The sequence below is a fragment of the Erwinia typographi genome (assembly GCF_000773975.1).
Taxonomy (GTDB): Bacteria; Pseudomonadota; Gammaproteobacteria; order Enterobacterales; family Enterobacteriaceae; genus Erwinia; species Erwinia typographi.
Genome location: NZ_JRUQ01000008.1, coordinates 15,282 through 42,015, shown reverse-complemented (window position 1 = coordinate 42,015; position 26,734 = coordinate 15,282). Strand labels below are relative to the sequence as shown.

23 protein-coding genes are annotated in these 26,734 nt (G+C 55.9%); 12 read left to right on the top strand and 11 right to left on the bottom strand.

Annotated elements, in window-relative coordinates; translation table 11 throughout:
- Nucleotides 1-145: 145 nt before the first annotated feature.
- Nucleotides 146-568: an Exc2 family lipoprotein gene (locus NG99_RS02530; RefSeq protein WP_034888076.1), complete on the bottom strand. Its 423-nt coding sequence runs from the start codon at nucleotides 566-568 to the stop codon at nucleotides 146-148.
- Nucleotides 569-1,048: 480 nt separating this feature from the next.
- A complete protein-coding gene (locus NG99_RS02520; RefSeq protein WP_034888073.1) occupies nucleotides 1,049-1,927 on the bottom strand; it encodes an AraC family transcriptional regulator in 879 nt (292 codons plus the stop codon).
- A gap of 158 nt (nucleotides 1,928-2,085) precedes the next feature.
- Here NG99_RS02520 and NG99_RS02515 point away from each other — a divergent pair, with 158 nt between their 5' ends.
- On the top strand, nucleotides 2,086-2,841 hold the full coding sequence (locus NG99_RS02515; protein WP_034888072.1) for an SDR family NAD(P)-dependent oxidoreductase: 756 nt from the start codon (nucleotides 2,086-2,088) through the stop codon (nucleotides 2,839-2,841).
- Between the two features lie 84 nt (nucleotides 2,842-2,925).
- Here NG99_RS02515 and NG99_RS02510 read toward each other — a convergent pair whose 3' ends face one another.
- The 4 genes from NG99_RS02510 to NG99_RS02495 form a co-directional block, all read right to left on the bottom strand.
- Nucleotides 2,926-4,236, bottom strand: a complete 1,311-nt coding sequence (locus NG99_RS02510) for an MFS transporter (protein WP_034888071.1) — start codon at nucleotides 4,234-4,236, stop codon at nucleotides 2,926-2,928.
- Between the two features lie 27 nt (nucleotides 4,237-4,263).
- The gene (locus tag NG99_RS02505; RefSeq protein ID WP_052130526.1) at nucleotides 4,264-5,592 is read right to left on the bottom strand and encodes an MFS transporter; all 1,329 of its coding nucleotides are present in this window, start codon (nucleotides 5,590-5,592) and stop codon (nucleotides 4,264-4,266) included.
- A gap of 18 nt (nucleotides 5,593-5,610) precedes the next feature.
- The gene (locus NG99_RS02500) at nucleotides 5,611-6,963 is read right to left on the bottom strand and encodes an MFS transporter (protein WP_052130525.1); all 1,353 of its coding nucleotides are present in this window, start codon (nucleotides 6,961-6,963) and stop codon (nucleotides 5,611-5,613) included.
- Nucleotides 6,964-7,043: 80 nt separating this feature from the next.
- Nucleotides 7,044-7,955: a dihydrodipicolinate synthase family protein gene (locus tag NG99_RS02495; RefSeq protein ID WP_157032531.1), complete on the bottom strand. Its 912-nt coding sequence runs from the start codon at nucleotides 7,953-7,955 to the stop codon at nucleotides 7,044-7,046.
- A 435-nt stretch (nucleotides 7,956-8,390) separates the two neighbouring features.
- Here NG99_RS02495 and NG99_RS02490 point away from each other — a divergent pair, with 435 nt between their 5' ends.
- The 11 genes from NG99_RS02490 to hxlB all read left to right on the top strand — a co-directional run bounded on the left by NG99_RS02490 (nucleotide 8,391) and on the right by hxlB (nucleotide 18,274).
- On the top strand, nucleotides 8,391-9,248 hold the full coding sequence (locus tag NG99_RS02490) for an IclR family transcriptional regulator (protein ID WP_052130524.1): 858 nt from the start codon (nucleotides 8,391-8,393) through the stop codon (nucleotides 9,246-9,248).
- Nucleotides 9,249-9,295: 47 nt separating this feature from the next.
- Nucleotides 9,296-10,294: a dihydroxyacetone kinase subunit DhaK gene (locus NG99_RS02485; RefSeq protein WP_034888070.1), complete on the top strand. Its 999-nt coding sequence runs from the start codon at nucleotides 9,296-9,298 to the stop codon at nucleotides 10,292-10,294.
- Nucleotides 10,291-10,896: a dihydroxyacetone kinase subunit L gene (locus NG99_RS02480; RefSeq protein WP_034888069.1), complete on the top strand. Its 606-nt coding sequence runs from the start codon at nucleotides 10,291-10,293 to the stop codon at nucleotides 10,894-10,896. The genes NG99_RS02485 and NG99_RS02480 overlap by 4 nt, the downstream gene beginning before the upstream one ends.
- On the top strand, nucleotides 10,893-12,422 hold the full coding sequence (locus NG99_RS02475; RefSeq protein WP_034888120.1) for an aldehyde dehydrogenase (NADP(+)): 1,530 nt from the start codon (nucleotides 10,893-10,895) through the stop codon (nucleotides 12,420-12,422). The genes NG99_RS02480 and NG99_RS02475 overlap by 4 nt, the downstream gene beginning before the upstream one ends.
- A 266-nt stretch (nucleotides 12,423-12,688) precedes the next feature.
- Entirely contained in the window at nucleotides 12,689-13,654 is a 966-nt protein-coding gene (locus NG99_RS02470; RefSeq protein ID WP_034888067.1) for a sugar-binding transcriptional regulator, read from the top strand.
- A 474-nt stretch (nucleotides 13,655-14,128) separates the two neighbouring features.
- Nucleotides 14,129-14,578: a PTS galactitol transporter subunit IIA gene (gene gatA / locus NG99_RS02465; RefSeq protein WP_034888066.1), complete on the top strand. Its 450-nt coding sequence runs from the start codon at nucleotides 14,129-14,131 to the stop codon at nucleotides 14,576-14,578.
- A 20-nt stretch (nucleotides 14,579-14,598) separates the two neighbouring features.
- Entirely contained in the window at nucleotides 14,599-14,892 is a 294-nt protein-coding gene (locus NG99_RS02460) for a PTS sugar transporter subunit IIB (protein ID WP_034888063.1), read from the top strand.
- Nucleotides 14,893-14,916: 24 nt separating this feature from the next.
- A complete protein-coding gene (locus NG99_RS02455; RefSeq protein WP_034888061.1) occupies nucleotides 14,917-16,170 on the top strand; it encodes a PTS transporter subunit IIC in 1,254 nt (417 codons plus the stop codon).
- Between the two features lie 24 nt (nucleotides 16,171-16,194).
- The gene (rpe, locus tag NG99_RS02450; protein ID WP_034888059.1) at nucleotides 16,195-16,839 is read left to right on the top strand and encodes a ribulose-phosphate 3-epimerase; all 645 of its coding nucleotides are present in this window, start codon (nucleotides 16,195-16,197) and stop codon (nucleotides 16,837-16,839) included.
- Between the two features lie 107 nt (nucleotides 16,840-16,946).
- Nucleotides 16,947-17,699 (top strand): SDR family NAD(P)-dependent oxidoreductase, encoded by a 753-nt coding sequence (locus NG99_RS02445; RefSeq protein WP_034888057.1) that lies wholly within the window; start codon nucleotides 16,947-16,949, stop codon nucleotides 17,697-17,699.
- A 14-nt stretch (nucleotides 17,700-17,713) separates the two neighbouring features.
- Entirely contained in the window at nucleotides 17,714-18,274 is a 561-nt protein-coding gene (hxlB, locus tag NG99_RS02440) for a 6-phospho-3-hexuloisomerase (RefSeq protein WP_034888056.1), read from the top strand.
- Nucleotides 18,275-18,351: 77 nt separating this feature from the next.
- Here hxlB and tssJ read toward each other — a convergent pair whose 3' ends face one another.
- The 5 genes from tssJ to NG99_RS02415 are packed head-to-tail and all read right to left on the bottom strand — an operon-like array spanning nucleotide 18,352 to nucleotide 26,732.
- Complete coding sequence (gene tssJ / locus NG99_RS02435) at nucleotides 18,352-18,888, bottom strand: type VI secretion system lipoprotein TssJ (protein WP_157032533.1); 537 nt, start codon at nucleotides 18,886-18,888, stop codon at nucleotides 18,352-18,354.
- Nucleotides 18,869-19,969, bottom strand: coding sequence for a type VI secretion system baseplate subunit TssG (gene tssG, locus NG99_RS02430; RefSeq protein ID WP_034888052.1), 1,101 nt, complete (start codon nucleotides 19,967-19,969; stop codon nucleotides 18,869-18,871). The genes tssJ and tssG overlap by 20 nt, the downstream gene beginning before the upstream one ends.
- The gene (gene tssF, locus NG99_RS02425) at nucleotides 19,924-21,687 is read right to left on the bottom strand and encodes a type VI secretion system baseplate subunit TssF (protein WP_034888118.1); all 1,764 of its coding nucleotides are present in this window, start codon (nucleotides 21,685-21,687) and stop codon (nucleotides 19,924-19,926) included. The genes tssG and tssF overlap by 46 nt, the downstream gene beginning before the upstream one ends.
- Nucleotides 21,688-21,708: 21 nt before the next feature.
- Nucleotides 21,709-23,304 (bottom strand): type VI secretion system protein TssA, encoded by a 1,596-nt coding sequence (gene tssA / locus NG99_RS02420; protein WP_034888050.1) that lies wholly within the window; start codon nucleotides 23,302-23,304, stop codon nucleotides 21,709-21,711.
- Nucleotides 23,304-26,732 carry an ImcF-related family protein gene (locus NG99_RS02415; RefSeq protein ID WP_084110368.1) on the bottom strand — a complete coding sequence of 1,143 codons (3,429 nt, stop codon included), beginning with the start codon at nucleotides 26,730-26,732 and terminating at the stop codon, nucleotides 23,304-23,306. Before NG99_RS02415 ends, tssA begins: the two co-directional genes overlap by 1 nt.
- Nucleotides 26,733-26,734: the final 2 nt, after the last annotated feature.

The window sequence follows — 26,734 nt, the reverse complement described above, 5'->3', positions numbered from 1 at the left end:
TGCCAAATCAGATGTCGGAGATCGGTCTTCAACAGGATTGAAGTGCAGAACGATCGTCTCAAGTTATCGGGTGAGAGAGTAGCCACAGAATATCTTAAATAACTGAAGGACATCACAACCTCCAGCTGTTTAAAGGTACTACCAACTACTTAACTCCGTTGTATCCGTCCATATAGGTTTCAGATACAGCCTGAGACATCTCTTTACGCCAACGCGATGAGACTGGACGGTCCTGATTGTAATCGGTCCCCGCAAAACGAGATTTACCACGAATTTCATTAGCAAACTCATTACTGTGAAAATACTTTAGACGCTGTTCCACTTCTTCTCTGGATACCCCAGCGTCCCGGTCTTTTCTACCCTGCTGCCAAAACTGCTCAAAAAACGGGGTGATCATACGTCCTGAGTCTGCCTTATTCATACGGAAGTTCGGGTCCGAAGAATCATCAGCAGTAGCCATGATAAAGTGATTGGCGTGCCGTTGAGGACTGGATTGATTTTGCGTACAACCACTAAGCAACAAGAGAGAAATTACAGCTAAAAGGGAAAAACGATCAAACTTATTCAAAATAACTCCTTTTATAAAAAATAGAAATATCACGCCCTTATGAAATCACGGTCACTATAAACTCTAGTTATCGGCATGTATATATTTCGAGCGTGAATTTTTTCTAATCATGCGTTTATACAACTCACTAAATTTGTTTAACCATCTGTTATAGCTTATCTTTTTTCATAGATGGTAGATAAATGCCTGACAGGGTTGTTGATGGATCAAAAGGTTCTAATAATAGTTCTAATAACAGATCTGGGGATGGTAATGGTGGTGATGCCGGGAATAATCCAGGTTCCAGTAGCGGTTACTCTCTTTCTAATCCATCACTATTACCTCCCTGTAACGCATTTCATTTTGTGGATGATTAAAACAAAAGATCGATCATCATTCGGTCAAAAAGCAGAAGCAAACATCTGGTAAACTCACTTTAAAGAGATATCTATAGTATAAATATATAGCAACTGATTAACCTGTTAATAAGGCCAATTCACTTCAAGCGCTCGCCTTTGCCATACGAACATCACGTCCCGGTGGAGTGGCGAACATTCGGGCATACTCGCGGGTAAATTGCGATACGCTGGCGTAGCCGACAGCGTAGGCTGTCTGCGCTATACCCACGCCCTCGGTCAGCATCAGCCGTCTGGCGGTAATAAGGCGAAGTTGCTTCTGAAATTGCAGCGGTGAGAGCGTAGTTATTGCCCGAAAATGCTGATGAAACACGGAAACACTCATCCCGGCAGCATCGGCCAGCTCTTCGACTCTTATCGTACGCATGAAATCTTTACGCAGAATAGCGACCGCGCGACTGACTCGCTCAGCATAACTGTCGGCAGCGCCCAGCGCTCGTATAGCAGGCCCCTGTACGCTTCTGAGCAGCCAGTAGTGGAATTCCCGCCGCAGCCCTTCTCCCAAGGCAGAAAGAGCATCATGTTGCCCCAACAGTCTTGCTAACCGGTAAGCGGCGTCAGACACCTCTTCATCAACGGGCCCAACCCGCACGCTGGCGGTGTGTGCCTGTTCTGCTGGCGTTGAACCGTGCAGCTCGCGCAGGATAGCAATATCAAGCTCCAGGACCAGGGAGTAATAAGGCGCGCCGAGACTTGCCTGGGTGATTTGGCTGACCGTAGGAACATCGGCAGCGATAACCATTATTTCCCCAGGGCCGTATTCGAAACTCTCAATGCCGGTAGTCACGCGCTTGCGCCCTTGCAGCAGCATGGCAATAAGCGGTCTGCAGACGGCCGCCTGCAATTCCCCAGGATGAAGAGCCCGTACGATCGATAATCCGGTAACCGGCGTAATGGCAACGCCGCACGGGTCGACATGAGCATCGGCATAACGCCGACAGAGATCAAGCAGAGAGTCGCGCATGGCATCCTTTCAGGCAAGTTTTATCGCTACATTATGCCTCACCTCAGCATAAAAAAAATCAGAGACAGAGAAACAGGCAAAAAATAGCAAGAATCAGGCAATGCGCGACGGCCGCCCCGCTCTATCGTAGTGCTCTCACCGAACAGAAAGGATATCCCATGAGTAAAATAGCACTGGTAACCGGAGCCAACCGTGGCCTTGGGCGCAACACCGCTCTCTCAATCGCTAACCAGGGTGGCGATATCATCGTCGCCTACAGGGGAAACGCTGAGCAGGCTGAAAAAGTGGTGGCTGAAATCCGCGCTCTGAATCGTAAGGCTGTCGCTCTTCAGCTCGACCTGGCACAAACTGAAAGCTTCCCGAAATTCGCTGATACACTGCGCGCTAAACTGTCCGAAGTATGGGGACGCGACACGTTCGATCATCTGGTTAATAATGCTGGTCATGGCGAATTTGCCATGATTGCAGAGACAACCGAAGCCCAGTTTGACGGGCTGTTCGACGTTCATGTCAAAGGCGTGTTTTTCCTTGTACAGGCGCTTCTGCCATTGCTGGCTGAAGGCGGGAGAATCATCAATTTTTCGTCTGGTCTGACGCGCGTCTCCTACCCTGGCTTTTCGGCCTATTCAGCCGCAAAAGCCGCAGTAGAAATGCTCAGTGTTTATATGGCGCGTGAGCTGGGACCTCGTGGTATCACGGTGAATACGGTGGCGCCGGGCGCTATCGAAACCGATTTCGGGGGTGGGCTTGTCCGCGACAACGCCGAGGTTAACGCCCAATTTGCGGCGATGACTGCCCTTGGGCGCGTTGGCGTTCCCGACGATATTGGTCCGATGATTGCCAGCCTCCTGCGAGACGATAATCGCTGGGTTACCGCACAGCGCATCGAGGTTTCCGGGGGGCAAACCATCTAGCTGACCCGGCTCTGTAGAGAAGAAATACGGCGCCGCCATTTAGCGACGGCGCTTTATTATCCCCTTTGCTCTCCCTTAGAGCCCCTACTCCATTTTCGCATCGCGCAGACGCCACGCGCTTGTCGCCGAGAACAGCGCCATAAAGATCATATAGCCAATCACCCAGCCATAGCCTTCGCCGCTCACCAGCAGCGCGGTAGCGACCATCGGCGATAATCCGCCGCCGAGAATGGGGCCGATCTGCTGCACCAGCGACAAACCGCTGTAGCGCACGCGCGCCGGGAACAGCGAGGAGAAAAATGCACCTTGCGCGCCAAAGGTGCTGCCGTGCCCTATCGCCAGTCCGAGCGCAATTGCCAGGTAAATTAGCGGCAGTTGCCCGCTCGCCAGCATCAGCATAAAGGGTCCGGCAAGCAGCGCCTGGGCGATCATGCCGCCGATATAGACGCGTTTTTTGCCGAAGCGGTCCGCCATGCGGCCGAACAGCGGCAGCGTGAAGCACTCCAGCAAACAGGCCAGCAGAATGCCGTAGAGGATAATCTGGCTCTTCATGCCCAGCACATTAACGCAGTAGCTGATGGCGAAGACCGCGTAGATGTTGAACAATCCGCTTTCGGCAATCTTCGCGCCGATACCAAGCAATACGTCACGCGTATGATGGCGCAGCGCCTCCAGCACCGGCACTTTCGCCTGAGTCCCTTCGCGCTTCATGCGTTTGAATGCCGGGGTTTCCTCAATCTGGCTACGGATGAACATCCCGACGCCGAGCAGCACCACGCTGAGCAGGAAGGGAACGCGCCAGCCCCAGCGGAGGAAATCGGCTTCATCAAGCGCCACATTCAGCAGCGTGATAAAAATGATCGGCAACAAAAATCCGGCAGGCACGCCGATGTGTACCAGCGAGCTATAGAAACCGCGCCGTTCCGCTGGCGCGTGCTCGACCACCATGGTCATGCCGCCACCGTATTCGCCGCCAATGCCAATGCCCTGCAAACAGCGTAGCACCACCAGCGCAATGGGCGCCCAGACGCCAATTTGCGCATAGGGAGGAATCAGGCCAATCAGGAAAGTGCCCAGCCCCATAATGATAAGCGTCATCATCAGCGCAAACTTGCGGCCAATGCGATCGCCAAAGTGGCCGAACAGGATGCCGCCAAGCGGACGCGCGCAGTAACCAACAAAATAGGTCGCGAACGCCGCCAGCGACCCCACCAGCGGAGATTCAGCGGGGAAGAAGATTTTGTTGAACACCAGCGCAGTAGCGGTGGTATAGAGCGTGAAGTCGTAATACTCAATGATGGTGCCCATGACGCTGGCAGTAACGATTTTGCGCATTTCTCCGCGTGTAGCGGTGCGACCGACCGCCGCGCTGGCAGTCAATTCCTGTGAGTGCATGGTGAACTCCCGACGTTGGGTTAGGGGTTAGTCGAGGCGGCAACCGCGGGTCTCAGGACCCAGCCACACGGAAACGATGGTGATAATACTGAGGATAATCATATAGGTGGCAACCGCGCCGTAGTGGCCGCCCGACCACATCAACAGGCTGCTGGCGATAATCGGCGCCAGTCCCCCTGCGAAGATCGACGAGATTTCGCGCGACATGGAAATAGCGGTCACCCGCGTCCGGCCATCAAACAGTTCGGCAAACCACGCCGCCTGCACTGAGAACATCGAATAGTTGGCGAGGGAGATCATCGCCACCATTGCGCCGATAATCAGCCACGGATTGCCGCTGTTGAGCAGCCAGAAGTACGGGAACATGCCGACGCCAAACAGCAGCGCCCCGCCGATATACACCGGCCTGCGGCCAATACGGTCCGACAACGCGCCAAACAGCGGAATGGTGATGCAGCCGATGCCCGATCCCAGCAGCACCCCCGCCACCGGAATCGCGCTGTTGACGTGCAGCGATTGCGTGACGTAGGAAATGCTCCACACCTGCAGGAAGAAGCCCGCGGTGTTCTCCGCCATGCGTGCACCCAGCGCCACAAAGAAGTTACGGCGCTGGTTCTGCCATACCGCCACGAACGGCGCACGCTCCAGCTTCTGCTCCGACGCCAGCTTACGAAATATCGGTGACTCCGTGACATAAAGCCGGATCGCGCCGCCAACGAATACCGCTATGATGCTGAGCAGGAATGGCACGCGCCAGCCCCAGCTGATAAAGGCCTCCTGCGGCAGCTGTTGAGCCAGTGCAAAGGCTGAAGCGGAGAGCAGTACGCCGCAACCGATGCCCACGCCAGACCAGCTGGCGTAAAAGCCGCGACGTTTGGGCGGCGCCTTTTCCGCATTAAGCGTAATGGCGGAACTGAACTCAGCGCCAGCGCCAAAGCCCTGCAGCAGACGCAGCAAGGTGAGCAGCAGCGGCGCGGCGATACCGATACTGGCATAGCCCGGCAGCAGGCCAATCGCCGTCGTACTCAGGCCCATCAGGATCAGCGTGCCAATCAGCACCGGTCGGCGGCCATACTTGTCGCCGATGTAGCCCCAGAACAGCCCGCCAATCGGCCGGACCAGAAAGCCAACGCCATAGCTGGCGAACGCCGCCAGCGTACCGCTCAGCGGGGACAGCGACGGGAAGAACAGATGGTTGAAAATCAGCGCCGCTGCGGTGCCGTAAAGGTAAAAGTCGTACCACTCCAGCGCGGTGCCAACCAGTGAAGAGATCAGCGTCAGGCGCAGCTGGCGCTGGCTCAGTTCGGGACGAGCCTCACCTGCTTCGGCGGTGGCAAGCTGAGATGTTGCATCCATGGTGTCACTCCTGAAATGTCAGACCGGCAGACGATGACGTAACGCCAGGCCGTACATGCCTGCCGAAATCAGCGCCATAAATCCGGCCAGCATCAGCGCTGGCACAAATCCGCCAAAATGATCCACAACGATCCCGGTGACCACGGGCGCAAAGGCCCCGCCAAGAAAGCCGCCAAAGTTTTGAATACTGCCCACCGAGGCCACCCATTTTTTGGTGGTGACGGCCTCTGCGGCCAGCGTCCAGTAGTTGCCCGACGACAGGCTGTAGGTGAACATGCCGAGCGTTAGCATCACCACCGCCAGCGCCGGACCGTTAGCCAGCGCGGTGACAAACATAGCCCCTGCCGTCAGCAGTGCCGCACCGGCAATGGTGTAACGTCGTGCATTAAAGGGATCGAAACCTTTAATCACCAGCCGGTCGGAGAAGCGTCCGCCAATCAGCACCGCCACGCCGCCAGCAATATAGGGCAGCGCCGACAGCCAGCCCGCGCGGCTCAGCGTGAAGCCCTGCGCCTGTTGCAGGTAGGTCGGCAGCCAGCCGATGTAAAACCAGAACACATATTGCAGGCAGAAACCGCCGATCACCATGTACCAGACCGACGCATGTTTAAACAGCCTGCCCCACTCGCGCACCGTAACGCGCGGTGCATCCGCGGCCTGCTGCGCGGTGGCCTGGCCTTCGCGGATGTAGCGCAGTTCATCTTTGTGTAACCACGGATGTTTCTCCGGCTCGCGATAAATCACCAGCCATCCCGCCAGCGCCACAAAGCCAACCAGTCCCATGATGATAAACATCGCGGGCCAGCCAAACGCCGCCATCAGCAGCGTGGAGATCGGCGGCGCCAGCGCTAATCCCACCTGCGTCGCGGCAATATAAGCGCTGGTAGCGGCGGCTTTTTCACGATCCGGAAACCAGGTATCGGTGGCTTTCAGCGCGCCGGGGAAGAGCGGCGCTTCGCTGACGCCAAGCGCGATACGCAGGCCGATAAAGGTAGTGATGCTGCGCGCGAAGCCGGTCAGCACCGCCACCAGTGACCACAAACCGACCGCCAACGCCAGCAACACTTTGACGCCAAAGCGATCCACCGCCCAGCCGGTCGGCAGGTTCATAATGGCGTAGGGCCAGACAAACGCCGACAGAATCACCCCCATCATCGAGTGGCTGATGCCCAGATCCTGCATGATTAAGGGAGCGGCCACGGACAGATTGCCGCGATCGAGATAGTTGGTGATGGTCAACAGAGTAATGATGCCAATAATGGCCCAGCGCAGATGGTGCTTTGGCCGTACGACTTCGCGAGGCGTTTCCCGTGATGCTGCCGCAGCGTCGCGCTGGGTGGTTTCAATTGTAGGGGAGAGGTCAAATTTCATCTTTCTGCACCTCCGCCACGCCCGTTTTCGCGGGTCGTGGCGTGATTTTTATCATGGCCCGCCGCTACGCGGGGTGCAAACTAGCGCATCAGACGGTCGAACGCCGCTTTAATGTTGGCTTTGAGCGCATCACTTACCGGTTGCATTGGGGGACGCGGCTGGTAAAGCGTAACGCCCTGCAGGCTTTGTAAGTATTTGACGCAGGCAGGAAGATTGTCGTGAGGCAGCTGGGACCACAGATCGTTAAGGCGGAAATGGATATCGCGCGCCGTGACATGGTCGTTCTGCTCAACCGCTTTGAACAGCTTCGTCACCACTGACGGCACCGCGCTGGTCAGCGCCGAGATGGCGCCCTGACAACCAATGGCAAAGCCAGGATAGAGCAGCGCATCAACGCCGCTAACGATGACTTTTTCCGGGCAGCGCAGCAGCAGATCGGAGACGGATTTCAGATCGCCGCCGCTCTGCTTCATCCCCACCACGCCCGGCACTTCGTCCATAATGCGTTTCATCAGCTCAAGGCTCAGGTAATTCCATGGGATCACGTTGTAGATCAGAATCGGAATCTGCGTTGCCTCGTAAATTTCGCGGAAGTGGCGCACCGTGGCATCGTCATCCGGCTTAAACAGGTAGTGCACCGGCGTAACCTGTAGCGCATCCAGCTTCATCCCTTCCAGCATTTTCACGCGAGCAATCGCCTGACGCGTGCTGTTGACGATCAGCCCGGCGATAAACGGCACGCGGCCATTATTGGCTTCATAAGCTTCATGCAGCGCCTGGCGAAACTCTTCGTCCGACAGCGTATGCCCTTCCCCGGTGCTACCGCCCACCACAATCGCGCTGGCGCCGGCATTAATGAGGAAATCAATCTGCTCTTTCAGGCCGCCGCGCACCAGCTCCCCCTGGGCATTGAACGGCATCGTGATCGGCGGCAATACGCCGCGCAGTTTCGCTTTCAATTCTTTAGCCTGACTTTCAATCTGCTGACTCATTTTCTGCTCCTGTCTGTGAAGAGAGTGATTAAGGCGATAACGGCTCGCGTTAATCAATTAATGTGAGACAAATGCTAATTGTTCAACTTCAAATCTCTCAATGTGGTATTCAGATCACATATAAAGAACAAAACAAATACACATCATCAACTTCAATTTAACGAAAAAAATGCTGTAATTCCTTTGATATCAGTCATTAAATGAACAATCCGTTCTTCTATACCAGCTGGACGACGCGAAAGAAGACTACGCTTGCCGATTTACAATGAGGATTAACGAGTACATATTAATGATCATATCCCACATTATGAGATATTAAGGTATCGCAACGGAAGATTTGCTGTCATGCTGGAGAAAAGACGCTATTCTGGCCCCAGCGTCTCAGTATAAGAACAAGGCTGCACACGCTTTTCTGTTGCTGATTTTGAGGTGGGTATGAGAACAAATGGCGGAACCGATGCTGACAAATTGAAACAGGCATCAATCAAGAGTCTGACCAAGGTACTGCAAATTCTGGAGTGTTTTTCGCAGCGCGACGCCAACCTGACGCCTGCGGAAATCGCGATGCGCACAGGGTTGCCGCGCGCCACCACGCACCGTCTGGTGTCGTCGCTGCGCGATATTGGTCTGCTGGAGCAGAATGGCAAACGCGAAACTTACAAGCTGGGCATGAAGCTGTTCCAGCTCGGCAACCTGGTGATCCAGAACCTGGATCTCGACAGCCACGCGCGTCCCTATGCCGCCCAGCTACAGCTGATCACCGGCGAAACCACGCATATGTGCCTGTTCGATGGCGCGCAGATGGCGTTTGTCGAGCGCCAGGAGATGTCCAGCACCGGCAACACCACCATCACGCGTATTGAGGCGGCGCTGGTGCACTGTACCAGCGTGGGCAAAGCGTTTCTTGCCTGGCAGTCGCCGCAGCTGATTCGCAAGATCATCGCCGATTCGCTGCCGGAGCGTACGACTTACACCATCACCGATGGCGAGGCGCTGGAAGCGGAGCTGGCGCGCATTCGCGAACGCGGCTATGCGCTCGATCTGCAGGAGAACGAACTCAACGTGCACTGCATCGGCGCGCCAGTACGGGCGGCTAACGGTCAGGTATTTGCCGCCATTAGCGTGTCGGGGGCCGCCGAGCGTCTTCCGCTGGCGCGTCTCGAAGGCCTTTCTGGCCTGGTCATGGAGATGGCTAACAAAATCTCGCTGGAGCTGGGGTGGAATCCGCCTCGCCCGGCTGCCGCAGGTTCTATCGCAACCCACCACGGCGATCTCCCCGCGCTGCCTGAGTAGCGCAGCACGCAGCGAAGGGGGCGACGCCTGGCAACAGGAGAAGCAGAGTGAAGAAGATTTGCAACGACCCCCAACGCTATGTCGACGAGATGCTGGACGGCCTGTGCGCCGCCCATCCTCACCGCTATCAACGCCTCGGCGACAGCGGCCGGGTGCTGGCGCGCGCGCGGCAGGCTGAGGCCAAAGTCGCGATTGTCACCGGCGGCGGCTCCGGCCACCTCCCCCTGTTCCACGGCTATGTCGGCGCCGGACTGGTGGATGCCTGCGCGATTGGTAATGTATTTGCCGGACCGCGCGTCGCCGATTGTCTGACGGCGATGCAGGTCAGCCACCATAACGCAGGCGTATTGCAGCTCTATGGTAACTACGGCGGCGACCGCATGAATTTCGAGATGGCGGCCGAGATGGCCGAACTGGAGGGCATGGAAGTGACCCAGGTGCGCATGACCGATGATGTCGCCAGCGCGCCGCAGCAGGAAGCGCACAAGCGGCGTGGCGTGGCCGGTCTGGTCTATGCCTATAAAATGGCGGGAGCCAAAGCCGCTGCCGGAGCCAGTCTGCGGGAAGTCACCGCGACAGCGCAGAAAACGGTGAGCGCGGTACGCTCGATTGGCGTGGCGCTCTCGCCCTGTATCGTGCCTGAATCGGGTACTCCCGCTTTTACCCTCGACAACAATGAAATCGCCTTTGGCATGGGTATCCACGGCGAACCCGGCATCTGGCGCGGGGAGATGCGCTCCGCTGATACGCTGGTCCATGAAATGCTCGATCGCCTGCTGGAAGAGATCCCCGCCGGACGCGGCGAACGCCTCAGCGTGATGGTCAACAGCCTTGGCGCTACCCCGCTGGAAGAACTCTACATTATCTACCGCAGCGTTGCGCAGCGCATGGCCGATCGTCAGGTGTCGCTGGTGCAACCACTGATTGGCCGCTACGCCACCTCTATGGAGATGAGCGGTTTCTCACTCAGCCTGTGCGCGCTCGACAGCGAACTTGAAGACTTGCTTAGCGCCCCCGCCTCAAGCCCTTTCTGGAGCCAGCCATGATCGCCTCTGCTCAACTTATCAACCAATTGCGCCATGTCTGTGCGCAGGTGCCTGGCTTCACCGCCGAACTGAATACCCTCGACGGCCAGCTCGGCGATGGCGATCTGGGCGCTACGCTGGAAAAATGCGCGCGGCTGACCGGTGCTGCATTGCAGGATACCTCGCCGGAAGTCGGGCTCAGCGAAGTCTTTCGTCTCTCTGCGATGGCCTGTATGCAGGCGTCCGGCTCCAGTTTTGGCACCTTACTGGCGCAGGCCCTGATCGCCGCCAGCAAATTCAGCAGCGGTAAAACCGTACTGACCCGGCCGGAGACGGCCACCTTACTGCACCAAATCATTGATACTCTGGCGCAGCGAGGCGGTGCAGCGCTGGGCGATAAAACGGTACTGGATGGCTTGCAGGCATTAGCCGTCACGCTGGAACAGCCTGCACAGCCGGGCGACCTGCGCCGCAGCGTGCAGGAGGCTCTGGATCGCTTCCGCCCCCTGCCAAACCGTATGGGACGCGCGCGCATGTTTGCAGAGAAATCGCAGGGGATGGACGATCCCGGCATGGTGGCGCTGCTGCGCCTGGTTGAATCACTGACGGAGGAGAAATCATGATGCTTAGCGGAGAACTGATCGTTGGCGCACAGCGACAGCGCGGCGGCGCGCAGGCTTTTCAGGCAATCGATCCGCAGCAGGATCGCGCGCTGGAGCCGGTGTTTTATGAGGCTGACGCCGCACAAATTGATGCCGCCTGCCAACTGGCCGCAGAAGCGTTTATCGCCTACAGCCGGACCGACCTGGCGCAACGGGCGCGATTTTTGCGCCAGATTGGCGAAAACATTCTGGCGCTTGGCGACGCGCTGATTGAGCGCGCGATGCAGGAGACAGCGCTGCCGCGCGGGCGTATTGAAGGCGAGCGAGGGCGCACCCTTGGCCAGCTCAATATGTTTGCCGATGTGGTAGAGAACGGCGCGTTTCAGGGTGTGATTATCGAAAGCGCCCTGCCGGACCGTAAACCGCTGCCACGCCCTGATTTGCGTCAGCGCCTGGCGGCGTCTGGCCCGGTGGCGGTGTTTGGCGCCAGCAACTTCCCGCTGGCTTTTTCGGTGGCGGGCGGCGATACCGCCTCAGCGCTGGCGGCAGGTTGTCCGGTGGTGGTGAAAGCGCATCCGGCGCATCCCGGCACCAGTGAATTAGTGGCCCGCGCGATTGCGGAAGCGGTGGCGCAGTGCGAACTGCCGGAGGGGGTATTTTCGCTGCTGCACGGCACATCGGTGCAGAGCGGCAGCGCGCTGGTGAAACATCCGGCGATCTGCGCCGTTGGTTTTACCGGTTCACGCGCGGGCGGTTTAGCGCTGTTGCAGCTGGCGCAGCAGCGTCCAGTGCCGATTCCGCTCTATGCCGAGATGAGCAGCATTAATCCGCTGCTGCTGCTTCCCGGCGCATTGCGGCAGCGTGCCGAATCGCTGGCGCAGGGCTTCACTGATTCGCTGACGCTCGGCTGCGGTCAGTTCTGCACGAATCCAGGCATCGTTTTTGCCCTCGACAACGCGGATTTCGATCGGTTTGTACAGCACGCCTGCGAAGCTCTCCGTCTGAAACCGAGCGCCACCATGCTGACGCCAGCGATTGCCCGGGCCTGCGAACAGCACGCTGCGGCACTGGCAACGCTGAGCGGCGTGGAGTGCCTGGCGCGAGGTCAGGAAAAAACCGGGCCGAACCAGGGGCAGCCACAGCTGTTCATCGCCAGCGCGCGTGATTTTATCGCTGAGACGCGCATGCAGAACGAAGTCTTTGGTCCAGTGTCGCTGCTGGTGCGCTGCGCCAGCCAGCAGGAGCTGCTGACGGCGCTACGGGTGTTGCAGGGCCAGCTAACCATCACGCTACAGCTGGAAGCGCAGGATCAGCCGCTGGCAGCGGAACTGTTACCGCTGTTGGAGCAGCGCGCCGGACGCATTCTCGCCAACGGCTTCCCCACCGGCGTTGATGTCGGCTACGCGATGGTGCATGGCGGTCCCTACCCCGCCACCAGCGATGCGCACACTACATCCGTTGGCGCAACGGCGATTCAGCGCTTCCTGCGTCCGGTCTGTTATCAGGACATACCCGCCGCGCTGTTGCCGCAATCGTTGCAAAATTAAGTAGCTGATAGCTGGCAATCTTTCTCGCCGCATACGGTAAGATTTCACCGGCTCTTGTAAAACCTGAAACGCCGATAAAATCCACGCCGCCGCGTGGATTTTTTGTCGCCCCTGACTTCATGCGTGTTTTCCGTCACATAACCTGAATATTTCTACTCATATGTGCATGTCTTTTGAGCATGTATAAGTATACTCTTTTGAGGTTTACTTTAGGGTACATTCGGTTACCCCCGGTGGTTTGTCATCGGTTGAAAATGGAAAGCGCTATGCCCAAATCAAAAAAGAGCACTCGCTGGTCAGATTACGATCCGCGTTATATCTATTCCCTGGTGGTCAGACGCTATTTTGCCGAGATGAAGACCAAAATCGAGATCGCCGAAGAGCTTGGGGTATCACGCTTCAAAGTGGCGCGTCTGATTGATGAAGCCATTGAGCAGGAATATGTGAAGTTTCTTTTTCCGAAGCAGCAGCTGTTGGATAAAGAGATCGCCAGCAATATCTGTGAAAAATACCATCTGCAAGATGCCATTGTCCTCTCCGTCTCTGAATCCTGGTCAAGCCATGAGCAACTGAACGAGAAGCTGGGCGGCATTACCGCCAGCTATCTCAGTAACACCCTTACGGAAGGCATGAAGATAGGCGTTGCGTGGGGAAGAGTGTTGTCCAGTACGGTTAGCCAACTCACCAGCTTACCGACGCTGGATGTGGTGCAACTCTCCGGCGTCCATCCAGGTATCGAATTCAGTCAGGGGCCGATTGACCTCATTCATAAAATCGCCGCTATCTCCAACGGTAAAGCACACCCGATGTATGTCCCCATGTGGGTTGATGACGAGAGCCTGGCTGAAAAACTGGCGAGCGATCAGGCGGTGCTGGATACGCAGCAGTACTATTCACAGCTGGATGTGGTGATCACCGGGATTGGCGCATGGAAGACGGGTTCCTCCAGCCTGTGCGATATTTTCCCCGTGCCCTGGCAGAAGCCTCTCTTTGAACAGGATATTACGGCTGACGTCTGCGTTACCCTGCTCAACGGCCAGGGCGACGTGCTGGACAGCCCGATGAGTCGCCTGGGGTTCGGCATCTCAACTGAGCAATTGCGAAATACCGGACAAGTTATTGGCGTGGCCGGGGGGGAAGAGAAGTTTGCCGGCGTTGTCGCTTCACTCCGTTCGGGGTTGCTGGACGTGCTGATCACCGATTTTGATACCGCCATTAAGCTGCTGGATTAACGCCCGTTAATCAGGTAACACCCCAGCCGTGTTACCTGATTTCAGCGCTATGCCAGCCAGCAGCAACAGTGAACCAACGCTTTATAGCATCCAGTCATCTGCTACCCTTCCTTCAGGTTGACCCGCAGCACCTGCGGTTCCCCCGCACGTTAAATCTCAGCCCTGCCCTGAATGTCGTGGGCGAAAGTCAGCCATGCTCATATGAGCACAACAAAAATCTCATCCTGCTCAAGCCAAAATTTTATCACACTTGACAAAATTCATATATTTCAAATAAATACAAATATACTTCGCGTTCAGGATGGAATCCAAAACAACATATGAGCATTTTAAATGTCGCCCCAATGTGATTTTATGTGATCAACGTATAACTTTTGCATGCTCAGCGTTTCCCTAAAAATTCGATATGCTATAAATGCTCACATGATTGATTTTATCGCTCTCATGAGCATTCGTAGCGTAAAGGAGAAGTCGGTGAGTACAGTTGCTATTAACGTCGCGGATGGCGCAGCGTTCAAAAACTACGATGAAGTCCAGCAGCATATCTACGACAAACTCCGTGCTGAGGATATTGTCAAAGAGTCTTATTTGAGCGCGCTGCGTGAGCGCGAAGCCGAGTATCCCACCGGGATCTTACTGGAGGGTTACGCCGTGGCGATTCCACATTGCGACAGTCCGCACGCAAATCGCCCGTCCATTTACATCATTCGTTTGCCGGAGCCTGTATTGGTTAATCAGGCCGATGGCGACGATAAATTACCGGTAAAGCTGGTGATAAATTTGGTGGTCACCGATCCGGCTAATCAGCTACAGCTGCTGAAAGCCCTGTTCAGTAATCTACAAAGAGAAGACTTCTACCATAATTTGCTGGAGCTTCCTGCTGATAAAGCGAAAGCGCTTTTCATATCCACAATAATGCAATAACTGATTACCGGAGTATTATTATGATAAATATCCTCGTAGCCTGCGGAAGTGGTGTCGCAACTTCTACTCTGGCAGCAGATGAAGTCAAATCCGTCTGCGCCGAATATAGTATTACCCACTACAAGATCAATAAGTGCAGCATGTCTGAATTGCCTTCTGAATTGCAGAACGCCGATGTGGTTTTAACCACCAATAACTATAAAGGCGAAATTGGCAAGCCGCATATGAGCGTGGCAGGGTTTATCACGGGAATTAATGAGGGAGCCTTACGCCAGAGACTAGGGGAATTATTAACAGAGCTGAATAAAAATTAATAAGAAAAAACAGGGGATGACAAGATGGAAATGTTAAAAAGTATAATGCTAACGATAACAAGCATGGGGGCAACGGCTATCCTACCACTTGTCATCTTCATTTTAGGTCTGGTGTTCCGAATGAAAATCGGTGCGGCCATTAAAGCAGGCATCACCGTCGGCATCGGTTTTATTGGTTTAGGTCTGGTTGTCGGCCTGCTCAATACGTCATTGCAGCCAGCCATTGCCTACTATTCCAAAATTGGCAGCGGCTTCACGGTTGCCGATATTGGCTGGCCAGCCGTAGGCGCTGCGGCATGGGTGGCCCCCTTTGCCGCGCTGGTGGTGCCCATCGGTATTATTTTGAACTTGCTTCTGGTGCGGTTGAAATTAACCAAAACGCTGAACGTGGATATCTGGAACTACATGCACTTCCTGGTGCCTGGCGCTCTGGCTTATTTCGTTTTCGACAGCTTCTTCATTGGCCTGGCCGTTGCGGTAGCGCTCAGCGTTATTGCGCTGTTTATTGGCGATTTAATTGCGCCGCGCTGGCAGAAATATTATGGACTGGAAGGCACGACCTGCACCACCATGATCCATATCGGCTGGACACTCCCCTTTGCCTGGCTGGTTAATAAAATTATTGATGTTATTCCAGGCCTGAATAAGGTCGACGTCGACCTGGAAAGCGTGCAGAAACGTCTCGGCGTGTTTGGCGAACCCGCGATCATTGGCGTTATCGTAGGTTGCCTGCTGGGCATTCTGACCAAACAAGACATTACCAAAATCGTACCAATGGCAATGGGTATTGCTGCGGTGATGGTACTGCTGCCGAAGGTGGTTGGCGTGCTGATGGAAGGGCTGTCGCCAATTGGTAAAAGCGCCAAAGAGATTATGCAAAAGCAAATGGGAAAAGATGCGGAACTGAATATCGGTATGGACTGCGCTCTGGCGCTGGGCGATCCCGCTACCGTAACGGTCACCGTTATCACCATTCCTTTGACCATGCTTTGCGCACTCGTTCTCCCGGGGATCATGATTTTCCCAATCGGCGTGCTGATGTCAATTATCTACATGACGACGATGACCGTGATGGTCAGCAACGGCAACGTGATTCGCTCGATTATCTCAACCTTACTGTTCTGTGTTGTCGTGATGTATTTAGGTGGCTATGTCGCCCCTGGTGCAACGCAATTCTTACAGGGCGCAGGTGTTGGCCTGCAGGGACAGGGTACTGACTTTGTATTAACTGGCCCGTGGGAAGTAGTAACGTACTGGTTGAGCACTGTATTCCATTGATTTAAACAATGAGGTTTGCTTACCATGGCACAAATTTTACCTTCAATTTTCGGCGCCAATATCTTACGTCTACAGGATGAGATCCGTTTTTTAGAAGACGAAAGCACTGAGATATTGCACGTTGACTTAATGGACGGAACGTATGTCAGCAATATTGCCTTTGGGCCGAACCAGATTGCGGCGATGAAGAAAGGCAGCAAAATGATGTTTGACGTGCACATGATGCTGGCTAATCCGGAAAGGCATATTGATGAGGTTATCAATACCGGAGCGGAGATGATTTCAGTGCATTATGAATCGACGCCACACGTACATTTCATTTTGCAGAAGATCAAAAAGGCGGGACGTAAAGCGGGGGTAGTTATCAATCCGGGAACGCCCGAAAGGTTACTGGAATATCTTTTAGATGATATTGATTACATTTTGATTATGACCATTAACCCCGGTCAGCCAGGACAAACCTTTATTGATAAAAGTCTGGAAAAAATCAGAAACACCAAAAAAATGATTGCTGGTCGCAATATCCAGATCGAAGTAGACGGCGGCGTTAATCTGGAGATTGCGAAAAAAGTGCAGGAAGCAGGGGCAGATTTAATTGTTGTCGGCGGAGCATTATTCAACGACAGCCCAAAATCCAGCTACCAGGCATTAAAAGCCGCAATGGTCTGATCGCTGTCCGGTCCCGTGCCCTTATATTGCACGCATGAACAGAATTTCTGTCGTCAACACGGGGAGGCTCCCCTCCCCTTTGAGAAAAGTTCAGGAGAGAAAGACTAATGAGTAATTTCGAAGGTAAAGTAGCGCTAATTACCGGTGGCGCGCATGGCATCGGTAAAGGTATTGCAAAGCAATTCGCTGAACGTGGCGCTCACACCGTTATTGTCGATTATAACGAAGCGACCGGCAGCGAAACCGCAGCCGAATTGACCTTTGGCAAAGTGAAATCGATTTTTATCAAAGCTGACGTCTCCGATCCTCAAGCGCTGATCGATGTACGAAATGAAGTATTCACCACCTTCGGCCGCATTGATATTCTGGTGCTCAATGCCGGCGTGGCCTTTGCCAATAAAGTTAAAGACATCACTTTTGAAGAGTGGAATAAAACGCTGGCAATCAACCTGACCGGCTTATTCACTACCGTAAAAGCCTTTTACGATGACTTCTTAACTAACCAGGGCGCCATTGTTTACATCTCCTCGGGTTCTGCGCTTTCCGGCACCGGCGGCGGCGTGAGCTACCCAGCCAGCAAGGCCGGTGGCGAAGGTTTAATTCGCGGGCTGGCGAAAGAGCTGGGACCGAAAGGCGTTAACGTCAATGCCATCGCGCCGCGTTTAATCGATACCGGTGAAATGATGCGAGTCAACTACCCTACTCAGGCGGATCTGGATGCGGTGCTGGAAAAAATCCCGGTGCGCCGTCTGGGTACGACTGAAGATGTCGCCAATCTGGCGATCTTTCTGGCTGACAAAGCGAACTCCTACATCCAGGGGCAAACAATCCTCATGGATGGCGGCCGCACTATTGCCTGAATGGGAGAAAAGAAATGGGTGTTCAAGAGTTTACAGTAAGTATTCTAAAGGAATTAGAGCAGAATGCGTTGAAGATTGATAATGCGCAGGCATCAAAATTTATCTCTCAACTTCGCAGCGCAAAGCATATTTATTTGCAAGGCGCAGGACGCAGCGGGATCGCCATCCGGGGTTTTGCTAATCGTCTGTTGCATCTGGGTTTCTCCGTCAGCGTTGTAGGTGAAATTTCTTCACCTCATTCAAAACCGGGAGATTTGTTAATTATTGGTTCCGGCAGTGGTGAAACGTCCAGCCTGAAAAGCCTGGCGCAAAAAGCCGTGGAATGCGGCGTCGAGGTGGCGCTGGTCACCATGAAAGCAGATTCGACAATCGGTAAGTTGGCAACCAGCGTACTGGTCTTACCGGGAACGGTGAAAGATGAAAACGCCCGGGGATCTGACCAGTTCTCTCAGCCGATGGGGTCCGCCTTTGAGCAGCTGTGCTTCCTCACTTATGATGCCATTGTGCTTGAGCTGATGGCCCAGCTTGGCGAAACCAGCGAAAGCATGTTTACCCGGCACGCTGATTTTGAGTAATTGAACGGAGCGCTTCTCCGGAAGCGCTCATCTGCTTATCAACAGCACTTTCGCCTTGCCTGACTCATTGCCTGCTTTCAGTTTTTCCTGAAGGCTTTCAACGTCAGACGATTGTTACCAGCTTCGATAATTCTGGCCCGGTCAGGATCGAGATCGTCAAGGGAAAGCACCAGCCGCCAGCTGTTATTAGCCAGCTCCGGCGACATAAACATCCCGGCCACCGCCACATATCTGGCTCCCTCTTCCACCGGCATATCCACCTGCACGGCGCCGCCAGGGGTAAGGCGGACATCTTTCTCAGCCAGCAGATCCGCCTTAACAGCCTGGCTGTCATCGGCGAACAGCGAAGGATAATCCGTGGCGTCAAACGTTTTACGCTCTTTTAACTGATAGATACGGACCACGGTGGAAAGCGCTTCTCCTCTGGCGTTACTGTTCACCGCTTCACGGGCGCGGATATCGAGATGCAGGGTTTTCACCTGCTTATAAAAAATAGATTTGGTCACCGCAACCGTTCCCTCCGTGACTTTCTGGCCCAGCCCGCAACCGGCGAGCAGCAACGCGATCCCAGACGCCATAATCCATAACCTGGTGTTACCAGCGATATTCTCCATCTTCATCTGACTCCCTTCGGTAAATATTCTCCTGAACACGCTCGTAGCGCCCCAAATTGATAATAATGGTCTTGCCTGGCGGTACATTATCCGCTCCCAGCTGGCGCATGACCGCCGTGCGTCCCAGCAGCACGCTGGCCTGGCCGGGCGCGCTGCTTATCCGGGCGTGTGGCAGCAGAGTCCTGTCCACGCACAATTGCAGGCGCACATCCAGCCGGGCTCCCAGATAAACGTGCAGCAGCGCGATCAGGTCAGTATGCAGATCGCCGCCCGGCAGCCAGCCTCTGGCCTCTTCCGGGTTGCTGCTGGTCAGACGCATCAACACCTGGCTGTTGACGTCGGTCCCCCAGCCCCCCATAACGGGGCGACCTTGCAGGCTCACCGGCTGGCGCACGCTCAGCGTCAGGGGCCTTTTCAACGGGATACGCCGCCGATCGTGGTGCCAGACCTGAGCCTGAGTATCCGGCGCGAGCAGGCTGACCAGAGACGCCATCCCTTCTGCCGTGCGCCCTGGCAGCAACAACACCGGAAGCAGCGCCAGAAAGCGGGAGGCCGGAGTGGCAATATTTTCCGCACAGCCGTTAATCCCAAGCCCCGCCAGCCCCAGCAGGTATTGCGATGTTTTGTCCTTTCCTCCGGCTTCAAACGTCGCCGGGTAAGAGTATTTACGCCATATGCGATAGTACTGAGCAATCAGCCGATGATTGAAGATATCGAGGAAATCCGTCGTGGCCTCATGCCCTTCCCGCCGCTGAGTGATATCGTCGATATACTGCGAAGGCAGCGGCGACTCCACCCCGTAAAGCCCCATAAAGGTGACTCTGATCGTTGGCGGCAGGTGTGGATGCTGCGCTGGCTCCAGTCGCTTAATTTCCGCCGCCGGAAACCCCATGCCGGGGTGCGGGCGAAAACGTACCGGCTCATGACGAACCTGCCAGCTGCTGCCGGTCACCGGCTTATCTGGCTGGCTCTGCTCCAGTAGCTGGCAGAAGCGGTAAAAGTGGATGAAAGGCAGCCGGTCACCCAGCTGCGCAATCAGGCTGGCAGGCGCGGACAGTGATTCTCTTTCCACCGGATGCATTTTCCTTCTGGCTGAACGAGCAGTGTGAGCTGATTAAACTGGTTCATATCGGTATACAGCGCAAAAAAGCGATTGAGCATTTCACCAAACAGATGGATGTCGCCTTCGCCGGTAAAACCGCTGCTGTCGAGGGTTACCGCAATATCGAGACCGCGCAGCAAAAAACCGTGCTCAAAACGCTGAATCCGATGGTGCTCCACACGCTGTATGGCTTCCAGCCGGCGGTTATTCAGTTCGTCTTCCTGCCAGTTATACAGCGCCAGCGTCCCACGCAGAACTTCCGCACTGCTCATCATATTGAGAAAACCCGATCCCAAATGGCTTAACACGCGCCAGTGAAAACGGTCTTCCGCCGGCGGATAGACCGGCAGCGTGGGCTTGCAGAGATTTCGGACCGAGACGCTGGTCTGGACCACCTGTTCGCTGCGGTCAAGCAACGTGCCTTGCAGGGCGCGGCGCGGTAGCTGGCCGTTGGTGCCGGTGATACGTAATGAGACGGTTTCACGGGCAATGCTGCGGTCCTGATCGCACTGCTGTCCCCCCAGGATCAGCCAGGTATCGTGCAACCCGGTGACGCCACGCTTTACCCGCGTGTGGTAATAACGCGGCGGCGCATGGCGGCGCATCATCCCGCCCTTATGGCGAAAACTGCTGAACGGCACGTATTCGGCGTCGCTGGAGCGGCCAGAGCCGATGACCGCGTCAACGGAATAGATTTCGGTATGTCCATCCTGCAGGCGCTTTGGCCGCAGCAGGTATTCACTTTCCAGACCGGAGAGCGTGAGCGGGTCAGCTTCCAGGGTGAACAAGTTAATAACCGGTACGCAGTGCAGACGGATAGCCTCATCCGTCACCGGCAGCTCTGATGGCCACGGCTGACTGAGTACTACCTCTATGTCAAAATAGGCCGCGCCGACCGGTGGCGTAAGCCCATCCAGCCCGTTGAGATGGACGAACATAAACTTTTCGCGGAAGGTGAAATACTCCAGCAGCAGTTGGTAACCACTGAATGCCGACTCCCCCTTTGGCAACAGGCCATCTTCTTCAGCAAATCCACCCGGCGAGAAATAGCCATCGAGCCGGATACGATCGGCCTGCCCCGGCAGACGCATATAGAGTGCCGCCTGCCGCCGGGTAAGCATCAGATGCAGATGGCTGCTCACCGGGGCTTCGGCAGCCAGGTAGAGGCTGAGACGACGGAGGTCAGCCTGTGACCAGTCGGCCTGATCGCTACAGGCAAAGCGAATTCGCAGCAGCGATCGTCCATCTGGTTCCATGCTCATGGTGACGCGGGATACGCTAAGAGGGTTGAGCATTACCTCACGGGTAGTGCGATAGCGGCAGACGGTATTCTTCGGCCCGATTGGCCGGGAGTAGACTTCCAGCCCGGCAGGCACCTGTTCGGCCATTTTCATCGCCTGCAACGCCGGCGTGAAGGCGACGACGGACAGTGACGGGATGGTGCGCAGATAGTGCGGCCACAGCATACTGACCAGCCCTTCGGTCAGCTCCGGCAGATCGTCGTCAATCTTCTCGCGCAGCCGTCCCATTGAGAAGGCAAAGCCTTCGAACAGGCGTTCCACATACGGGTCCGGCGTGCCGGCTTTATCCAGGTCCAGCATGGCTGCGCGATCGGGGTGGGTCTGAGCAAATTCTTTTGCGGCTTCGCGCAGATAGCGCATTTCTGCGTCGTAATAGCGCAGGGTTAAATCTTCCATTTTATTTTTCCCCATGAGGCGTTAGCCACACAGCACCGCCGCTCTTACCGGATCGAGACTGATAAGTCCGGCGAGCAGCTGTTCCATTAGCGGGCTGAGACGGGCTTTGTCGGCCTCGCTGCGTCCGGCTTTCATCCGCAGCAACTTCAGACGCCGCGCGCGAACTTCGAACAGCAGCCCCGGCTCCCATTTATCCAGGGTGACGCCGCCAGCCTGCGTATCCAGCTCACCCAGCAGGTGCATTGCCAGTTCGTTTTTACCATACTGTTCCGCAACGCGTGCCATCAGCAAACGCAGCAGCCATTTCTGGCGTTCGCTGGCAATCCCCGGACGGTTCTGGAGCCAGTTCAACGCCGCGTCAGTGCCTTCGCTGTCGGCTAGTGCCACCGCTTCCGGTTCCAGCTGAAGAATATCGTTATCGCCGCAGCTATCCGCTACGGTCGTGATTTCGCAGCCCCAACTGCCAGCCGTCTCCATCACGCCCTGCTGTATCCAGTTCAGCGTCACTTCATCCGCAAACGGCGTGCCGTCGTTAAAAGCCAGCGTTTCAAGACCTTGCAGGCGCGTAAGCAGCCCTTTCAGGTCAGCGGCGATAATATCGGCCAGGGTATTCTGGCCCGATTTTAGTAATCCCTGATGGATATACCACTGCAAATCCAGCCACAAATGGTTGGCGCCGCGTGAGAACAGACTGTCGGCCTGTTCCAGTATTTCTCCCCAGCTCTGCTGTAGGTACAGACGTTTTAGCAGCGCCCGCTGGTCAGCCTTAGGCGGTTCAATACGGGTACGACCATCGCCTGCCATCGCAGGAAGCTCCTGAAGCGTGTCGTGGCGCAGGCTTTTCATCAGATGATGCGCAGGCAGCCAGCCACCAGGCTGTTCCTGCAGGTAAGCCGTCAGCGTGCGTCCCTGGGCCAGCAGCTCCTGCCCGGAGGTAACGCGACTCAGCTCGGGGGCATGACCGTTGATGGCTGAAGAGAACGACGGCGTATCGCTGGCGTTCTGCGGCACCACCGCATCCACACCGCCGGATTTCATCAGGCGGTATTCCAGCGCACTGAACAAGCCATTGAGCTGCGGGCGCGTTTCGTCTGGCTCGCCGTCGACCCATTGCATTATGACCAGCAGGGCTCCTACGGTGTGCAGCGCGTCTTTTCTGACGACTTCGGGATAGAGAGACAGACTGTCCACCATGCGTGAACCCGCTAACCATTCGAGCGCCGCTTTGCGGCTGCGGGCTCGCTGTGGGTGGAGCTGCGCGCCATAGCGCTCAAGTAGCCCCGCCAGCAGCGCCAGGCCGTCAGCCAGTCCGCTTTCGCCCTCACGGTGCAGTTTGGCCCAACAATAATAGCTGGCCACGCGGATATCCTTCGCGGTGTTGGTCAGCAGTTTTTCCGCCAGCCGACAGACGAGCTCGCTGTCTGCTCCGGAAAGCTTATTCACCTCTTCACGCATCTGCTGGAAGTCATCGTCATAACCCGGATCTTCCCCGACGGCTGAAGCACCTGGCACCGGCAGCAGCCAGTTGTTCCACAGCGCAATACGTTGATGGGTTTGTTGTAACAGTGTTTCCTGTTCTGCCTGGCAGGCATTGAGCAGAGAGTTTAGCGATGGCATTAGTACGTCTCCTGTCTGGCGGCATCGTCCATAGCAGCCAGAGAGGCCTGCACCTGCGACGGGTCGACACTAAAAATAGTCTCCGGCAGGCGGAAGTTGCGCAGTTTAAGCAGCGCCAGCGGGCCTTCTCCGGCTTCGGTACGCAGCGTATAGTTCAGATGACGGCCGTCCTGCGCCTTCCAGAGCAGGCTGTAGCTGCTGCCGACGCCCGGATACGCAGTGACCGAGGCTTTATCCAGCAGACGAATCCATCCCCATGAGCCCGGCATATCCGCATACTGGCGGGTGCCGGCCTGAACGCTGATCCAGCTCAGACTGGCGCCCGGCGATTCGGTATCGCCAGGCCAGGAAAATCGCTTCCATGCCGGTATCTGATTCACGTAGGTGAGCTTCTGACTGTCGATAATCATATTCGTCTGCATCACCCCACTCGCCGTGCCCGGACGCAGCTCGAAGCTCATCCCGGCATGGCCCTGGGTAAACACCACGTCAGCGATATGGCTCAGGGTGTTGATGGCGCTAAGAAATGCCGGGTTAAAAGTCAGCCCCTGAGCATTTATGCTGTCCGGCGTCCAGTGGCTGCCTTCACGGTGCAGCACGCCTTTGAGACGCGTTTGCAGGAACTCTGCGATGCGCCCCGAGTCCGCATTCAGATATTTTGCCAGCAGCGGCAAAGAGGCTTCGCTGGCGGAGTGGTTAAACGGATAGCGACCAGCAAAAACGCTGTTCCAGTCGCTGACGACCGCCTGCTGCCACAGGGCATTGAGGCTGTCCGCCGCCGGGGCCAGTACCTGCTGCCAGGCCTGCTCCATCGGATGGACAAACACCGTCCGTCCAAATCCGCTCCACTCCTGACCGAGGCCAGCCGCTATCAGACTGCCGTAATCACGGGTTTCGGTCAGATCCACGGCTTTGCCCTGAAACACGGTCTGCGCCAGCGCCTGAGTCATCGCCTGCGGGTCAGCGGCGTTGGTGACCTGCTGTAAACGCAGACGCACCTGGGTAACACGGGTCAGATAAGTTTGCAGGCTCTGGGTTTGATTTCCCGCTCTGTTTTTCTCCATCAGCGACAGTACCGGCCCAAAGGTGGCATCCAGTGGCCCCTGCGCCCCGACGCTCCGATCGATGGCATCTTTACTTCCGCCACCCAGCAGATTTTTAGCGGATTTCACCAGTGAATCGGACAGCGCCTCGCCGCTCTGGCCGGTCCGCCCCTGCACATTCAGGGTATTCATCAGCGCCACCAGCGGAGACTGACGCACATCGGCCATCAGGGTGAGCTGATCAATAGCATCAGACAGCGTCGCCGCGCGGTTCCAACGCAGGCTGTTCAGGAAATCCAGCCAGGCGCGACTGAAGTCGGCGAAGTAGCGTTCCGTTAACCGTTGCTGTAGCGCTTCTGGTGAGGTTTCCTGCTGGGGTTGCGGTTTATTGTCGCTCAGCACCCAGTCAATTTCGTCGCGGCGCGCTTTAATCACGGCCTCAATAGCTGGCTGTACCGCCTGCACCCAGGCCTGACGGGTGAACATACCGGGCACCACGCGATCCGTCGTGAACAGAAGTGAGGCATCAGTGTCGCCAGTCATCTCTGCCAGTCGCATATCGGCATGGTGATTCACCACCTGCGCCAGCATCTTCTGATACTGGGTTGATTCACTGTTACGCATCCCCATCAGGCGAACCAATAGCGAACGTGCCTGGCTGACCAGATTCTCATCTGCCGACAGATTCCATTGCGGATGGAGCGCCAGACTGGTGGCATAAAACGCCAGCAGCGACGGGGCCATCCCCTGCCACAGGCTCTCTTTTACGCCCGACCGCTTCGGCCAGTCATCCGCTAACGCCGTGCTGAACCACGTCCCGTCGATATGCTCTGGACGAGCCAGCATCAGATACAGTTTTAGCCGTTGGTAAGTGGATTTGGCCATCTGCTCGCGTAGCGGGCTGCCGGGCGGCAGCTGTACGAAGGCATTGAGCTGTTGCTGAAGATGGGTGGCGGCGGCATCACGCAGCAGCGGCCGTGCGCTATCCCAGTAGCGTGGCCAGAGCGCAGTTAACAGTTCACCGTTCTGATTAAGTCCTGCCCGGCTGTACCAGGGCACGCTGTGTTCTGCACGGTACTGTAGGCGCGCCAGCGTTTTCTGTAACGCCAGAAGCGCGTGTAAACGCTCTGCCAGCGGCTGATGTTGCTCTGCAGCCAGCGCCGCCTGCTGCTGGGCACCGACAATCAGGTTGCGATTACTGACAAAGGAGACCAGCAGCCAGTTCCCCCATAACACCATCAGCAGGCTCAGGGTGAAAGCTATCCCCTGCCGCCAGTTGATACCCGGTTTTCGCGGACGCAGCGCGGACGGTAGCGAACGTATGGACTCCGGCAAGACCTCCCAGCGCTTATCCATTCCCCAGTGATGTTTCACGCTGCGTTCAGCACCGTAAGAGGGCTGACTAAAGACCACCCCCGCCAGCGGTAATGGACGATAGGGGTTGAGCAGGACCGCCAGCGGCGCGGCTATGCTTTCAGGTTGATTAATTAGCTGGTCAGCCAGCATCAGCAGAAAGGCGAACTGCGACTCACCGCTGATTTGCTGGATACCCTGTGAGAGTAACGTCGGAGAAAGCTCCCGCAGCTGGTCAGCCAGCGCGCCAGGCGGGCAACCAGCAGGCAACAGACACCCTGTGGCCTGAATAATACGGCCATTTTGCGCCCCCGCACGCGGATGCAAAGACCAGACGTACAGCGGTAACTGCCAGCCCAGCACCTCATTGCAGGCGCTGATGGCATGGGCAAAGCTATCCATGGTGCTGTCGTCAGGCACTGACGGCGGCGGCGACAGATCCGCTGTGGAGAACCGGTCAAACGCCGTGGTCACCCATACCATCCCGTCTGCCGGACGATACCGAAGCTTGCGTAGTGCGGTTAACCACTGCATGTCCGGCTGACTATTCAGGTCACCGCCCCATAGCAGCAGCGTTCCCCGGTCTTCCTGCCAGTATTGCGAGGTCAGGCCAGGCGTGAGCTGCTCAACGTCACTGGAACTGCCAGTAATAAGCAGAATGCGGACTTTGCGTGACCAGCCCCGGCCATAGAGATTGCGCATCGCTGCATGGATCTCGGCGACGGAGGGAAAATGCCTGACAGAAGAGAGTGTCTTTAATGGTTTTCCATCACAATTACACAGAATACTTTCCGGACGGTATGAACTCTGCTCTTTTTTATATTTATTCCGTTGCAGAAAAAAAACAATAACTATCAGAACCAGAAAAAAAGAAAAAGAACATCCCCAGACAGTCCACGCCGTCTGCTTTGTTATATTCCTGGAAACAAGTTCATTCTGAAACATACATATCAGGAAAGCACATATTCCTGCCAGAGACATAATGACAATGACATATCCAGTAATACCAAGGCGGAATTTTTGCGATGACATAT

Excerpts from the sequence above, each read along its gene's own strand:
- NG99_RS02520 (WP_034888073.1), bottom strand. The coding sequence starts at position 1,927 with ATGCGCGACTCTCTGCTTGATCTCTGTCGGCGTTATGCCGATGCTCAT.
- NG99_RS02515 (WP_034888072.1), top strand. The coding sequence starts at position 2,086 with ATGAGTAAAATAGCACTGGTAACCGGAGCCAACCGTGGCCTTGGGCGC.
- NG99_RS02510 (WP_034888071.1), bottom strand. The coding sequence starts at position 4,236 with ATGCACTCACAGGAATTGACTGCCAGCGCGGCGGTCGGTCGCACCGCT.
- NG99_RS02505 (WP_052130526.1), bottom strand. The coding sequence starts at position 5,592 with ATGGATGCAACATCTCAGCTTGCCACCGCCGAAGCAGGTGAGGCTCGT.
- NG99_RS02500 (WP_052130525.1), bottom strand. The coding sequence starts at position 6,963 with ATGAAATTTGACCTCTCCCCTACAATTGAAACCACCCAGCGCGACGCT.
- NG99_RS02495 (WP_157032531.1), bottom strand. The coding sequence starts at position 7,955 with ATGAGTCAGCAGATTGAAAGTCAGGCTAAAGAATTGAAAGCGAAACTG.
- NG99_RS02490 (WP_052130524.1), top strand. The coding sequence starts at position 8,391 with ATGAGAACAAATGGCGGAACCGATGCTGACAAATTGAAACAGGCATCA.
- NG99_RS02480 (WP_034888069.1), top strand. The coding sequence starts at position 10,291 with ATGATCGCCTCTGCTCAACTTATCAACCAATTGCGCCATGTCTGTGCG.
- NG99_RS02475 (WP_034888120.1), top strand. The coding sequence starts at position 10,893 with ATGATGCTTAGCGGAGAACTGATCGTTGGCGCACAGCGACAGCGCGGC.
- NG99_RS02470 (WP_034888067.1), top strand. The coding sequence starts at position 12,689 with ATGCCCAAATCAAAAAAGAGCACTCGCTGGTCAGATTACGATCCGCGT.
- NG99_RS02460 (WP_034888063.1), top strand. The coding sequence starts at position 14,599 with ATGATAAATATCCTCGTAGCCTGCGGAAGTGGTGTCGCAACTTCTACT.
- NG99_RS02455 (WP_034888061.1), top strand. The coding sequence starts at position 14,917 with ATGGAAATGTTAAAAAGTATAATGCTAACGATAACAAGCATGGGGGCA.
- rpe (WP_034888059.1), top strand. The coding sequence starts at position 16,195 with ATGGCACAAATTTTACCTTCAATTTTCGGCGCCAATATCTTACGTCTA.
- NG99_RS02445 (WP_034888057.1), top strand. The coding sequence starts at position 16,947 with ATGAGTAATTTCGAAGGTAAAGTAGCGCTAATTACCGGTGGCGCGCAT.
- hxlB (WP_034888056.1), top strand. The coding sequence starts at position 17,714 with ATGGGTGTTCAAGAGTTTACAGTAAGTATTCTAAAGGAATTAGAGCAG.
- tssJ (WP_157032533.1), bottom strand. The coding sequence starts at position 18,888 with ATGGAGAATATCGCTGGTAACACCAGGTTATGGATTATGGCGTCTGGG.
- tssG (WP_034888052.1), bottom strand. The coding sequence starts at position 19,969 with ATGCATCCGGTGGAAAGAGAATCACTGTCCGCGCCTGCCAGCCTGATT.
- tssF (WP_034888118.1), bottom strand. The coding sequence starts at position 21,687 with ATGGAAGATTTAACCCTGCGCTATTACGACGCAGAAATGCGCTATCTG.
- tssA (WP_034888050.1), bottom strand. The coding sequence starts at position 23,304 with ATGCCATCGCTAAACTCTCTGCTCAATGCCTGCCAGGCAGAACAGGAA.
- NG99_RS02415 (WP_084110368.1), bottom strand. The coding sequence starts at position 26,732 with ATGTCATCGCAAAAATTCCGCCTTGGTATTACTGGATATGTCATTGTC.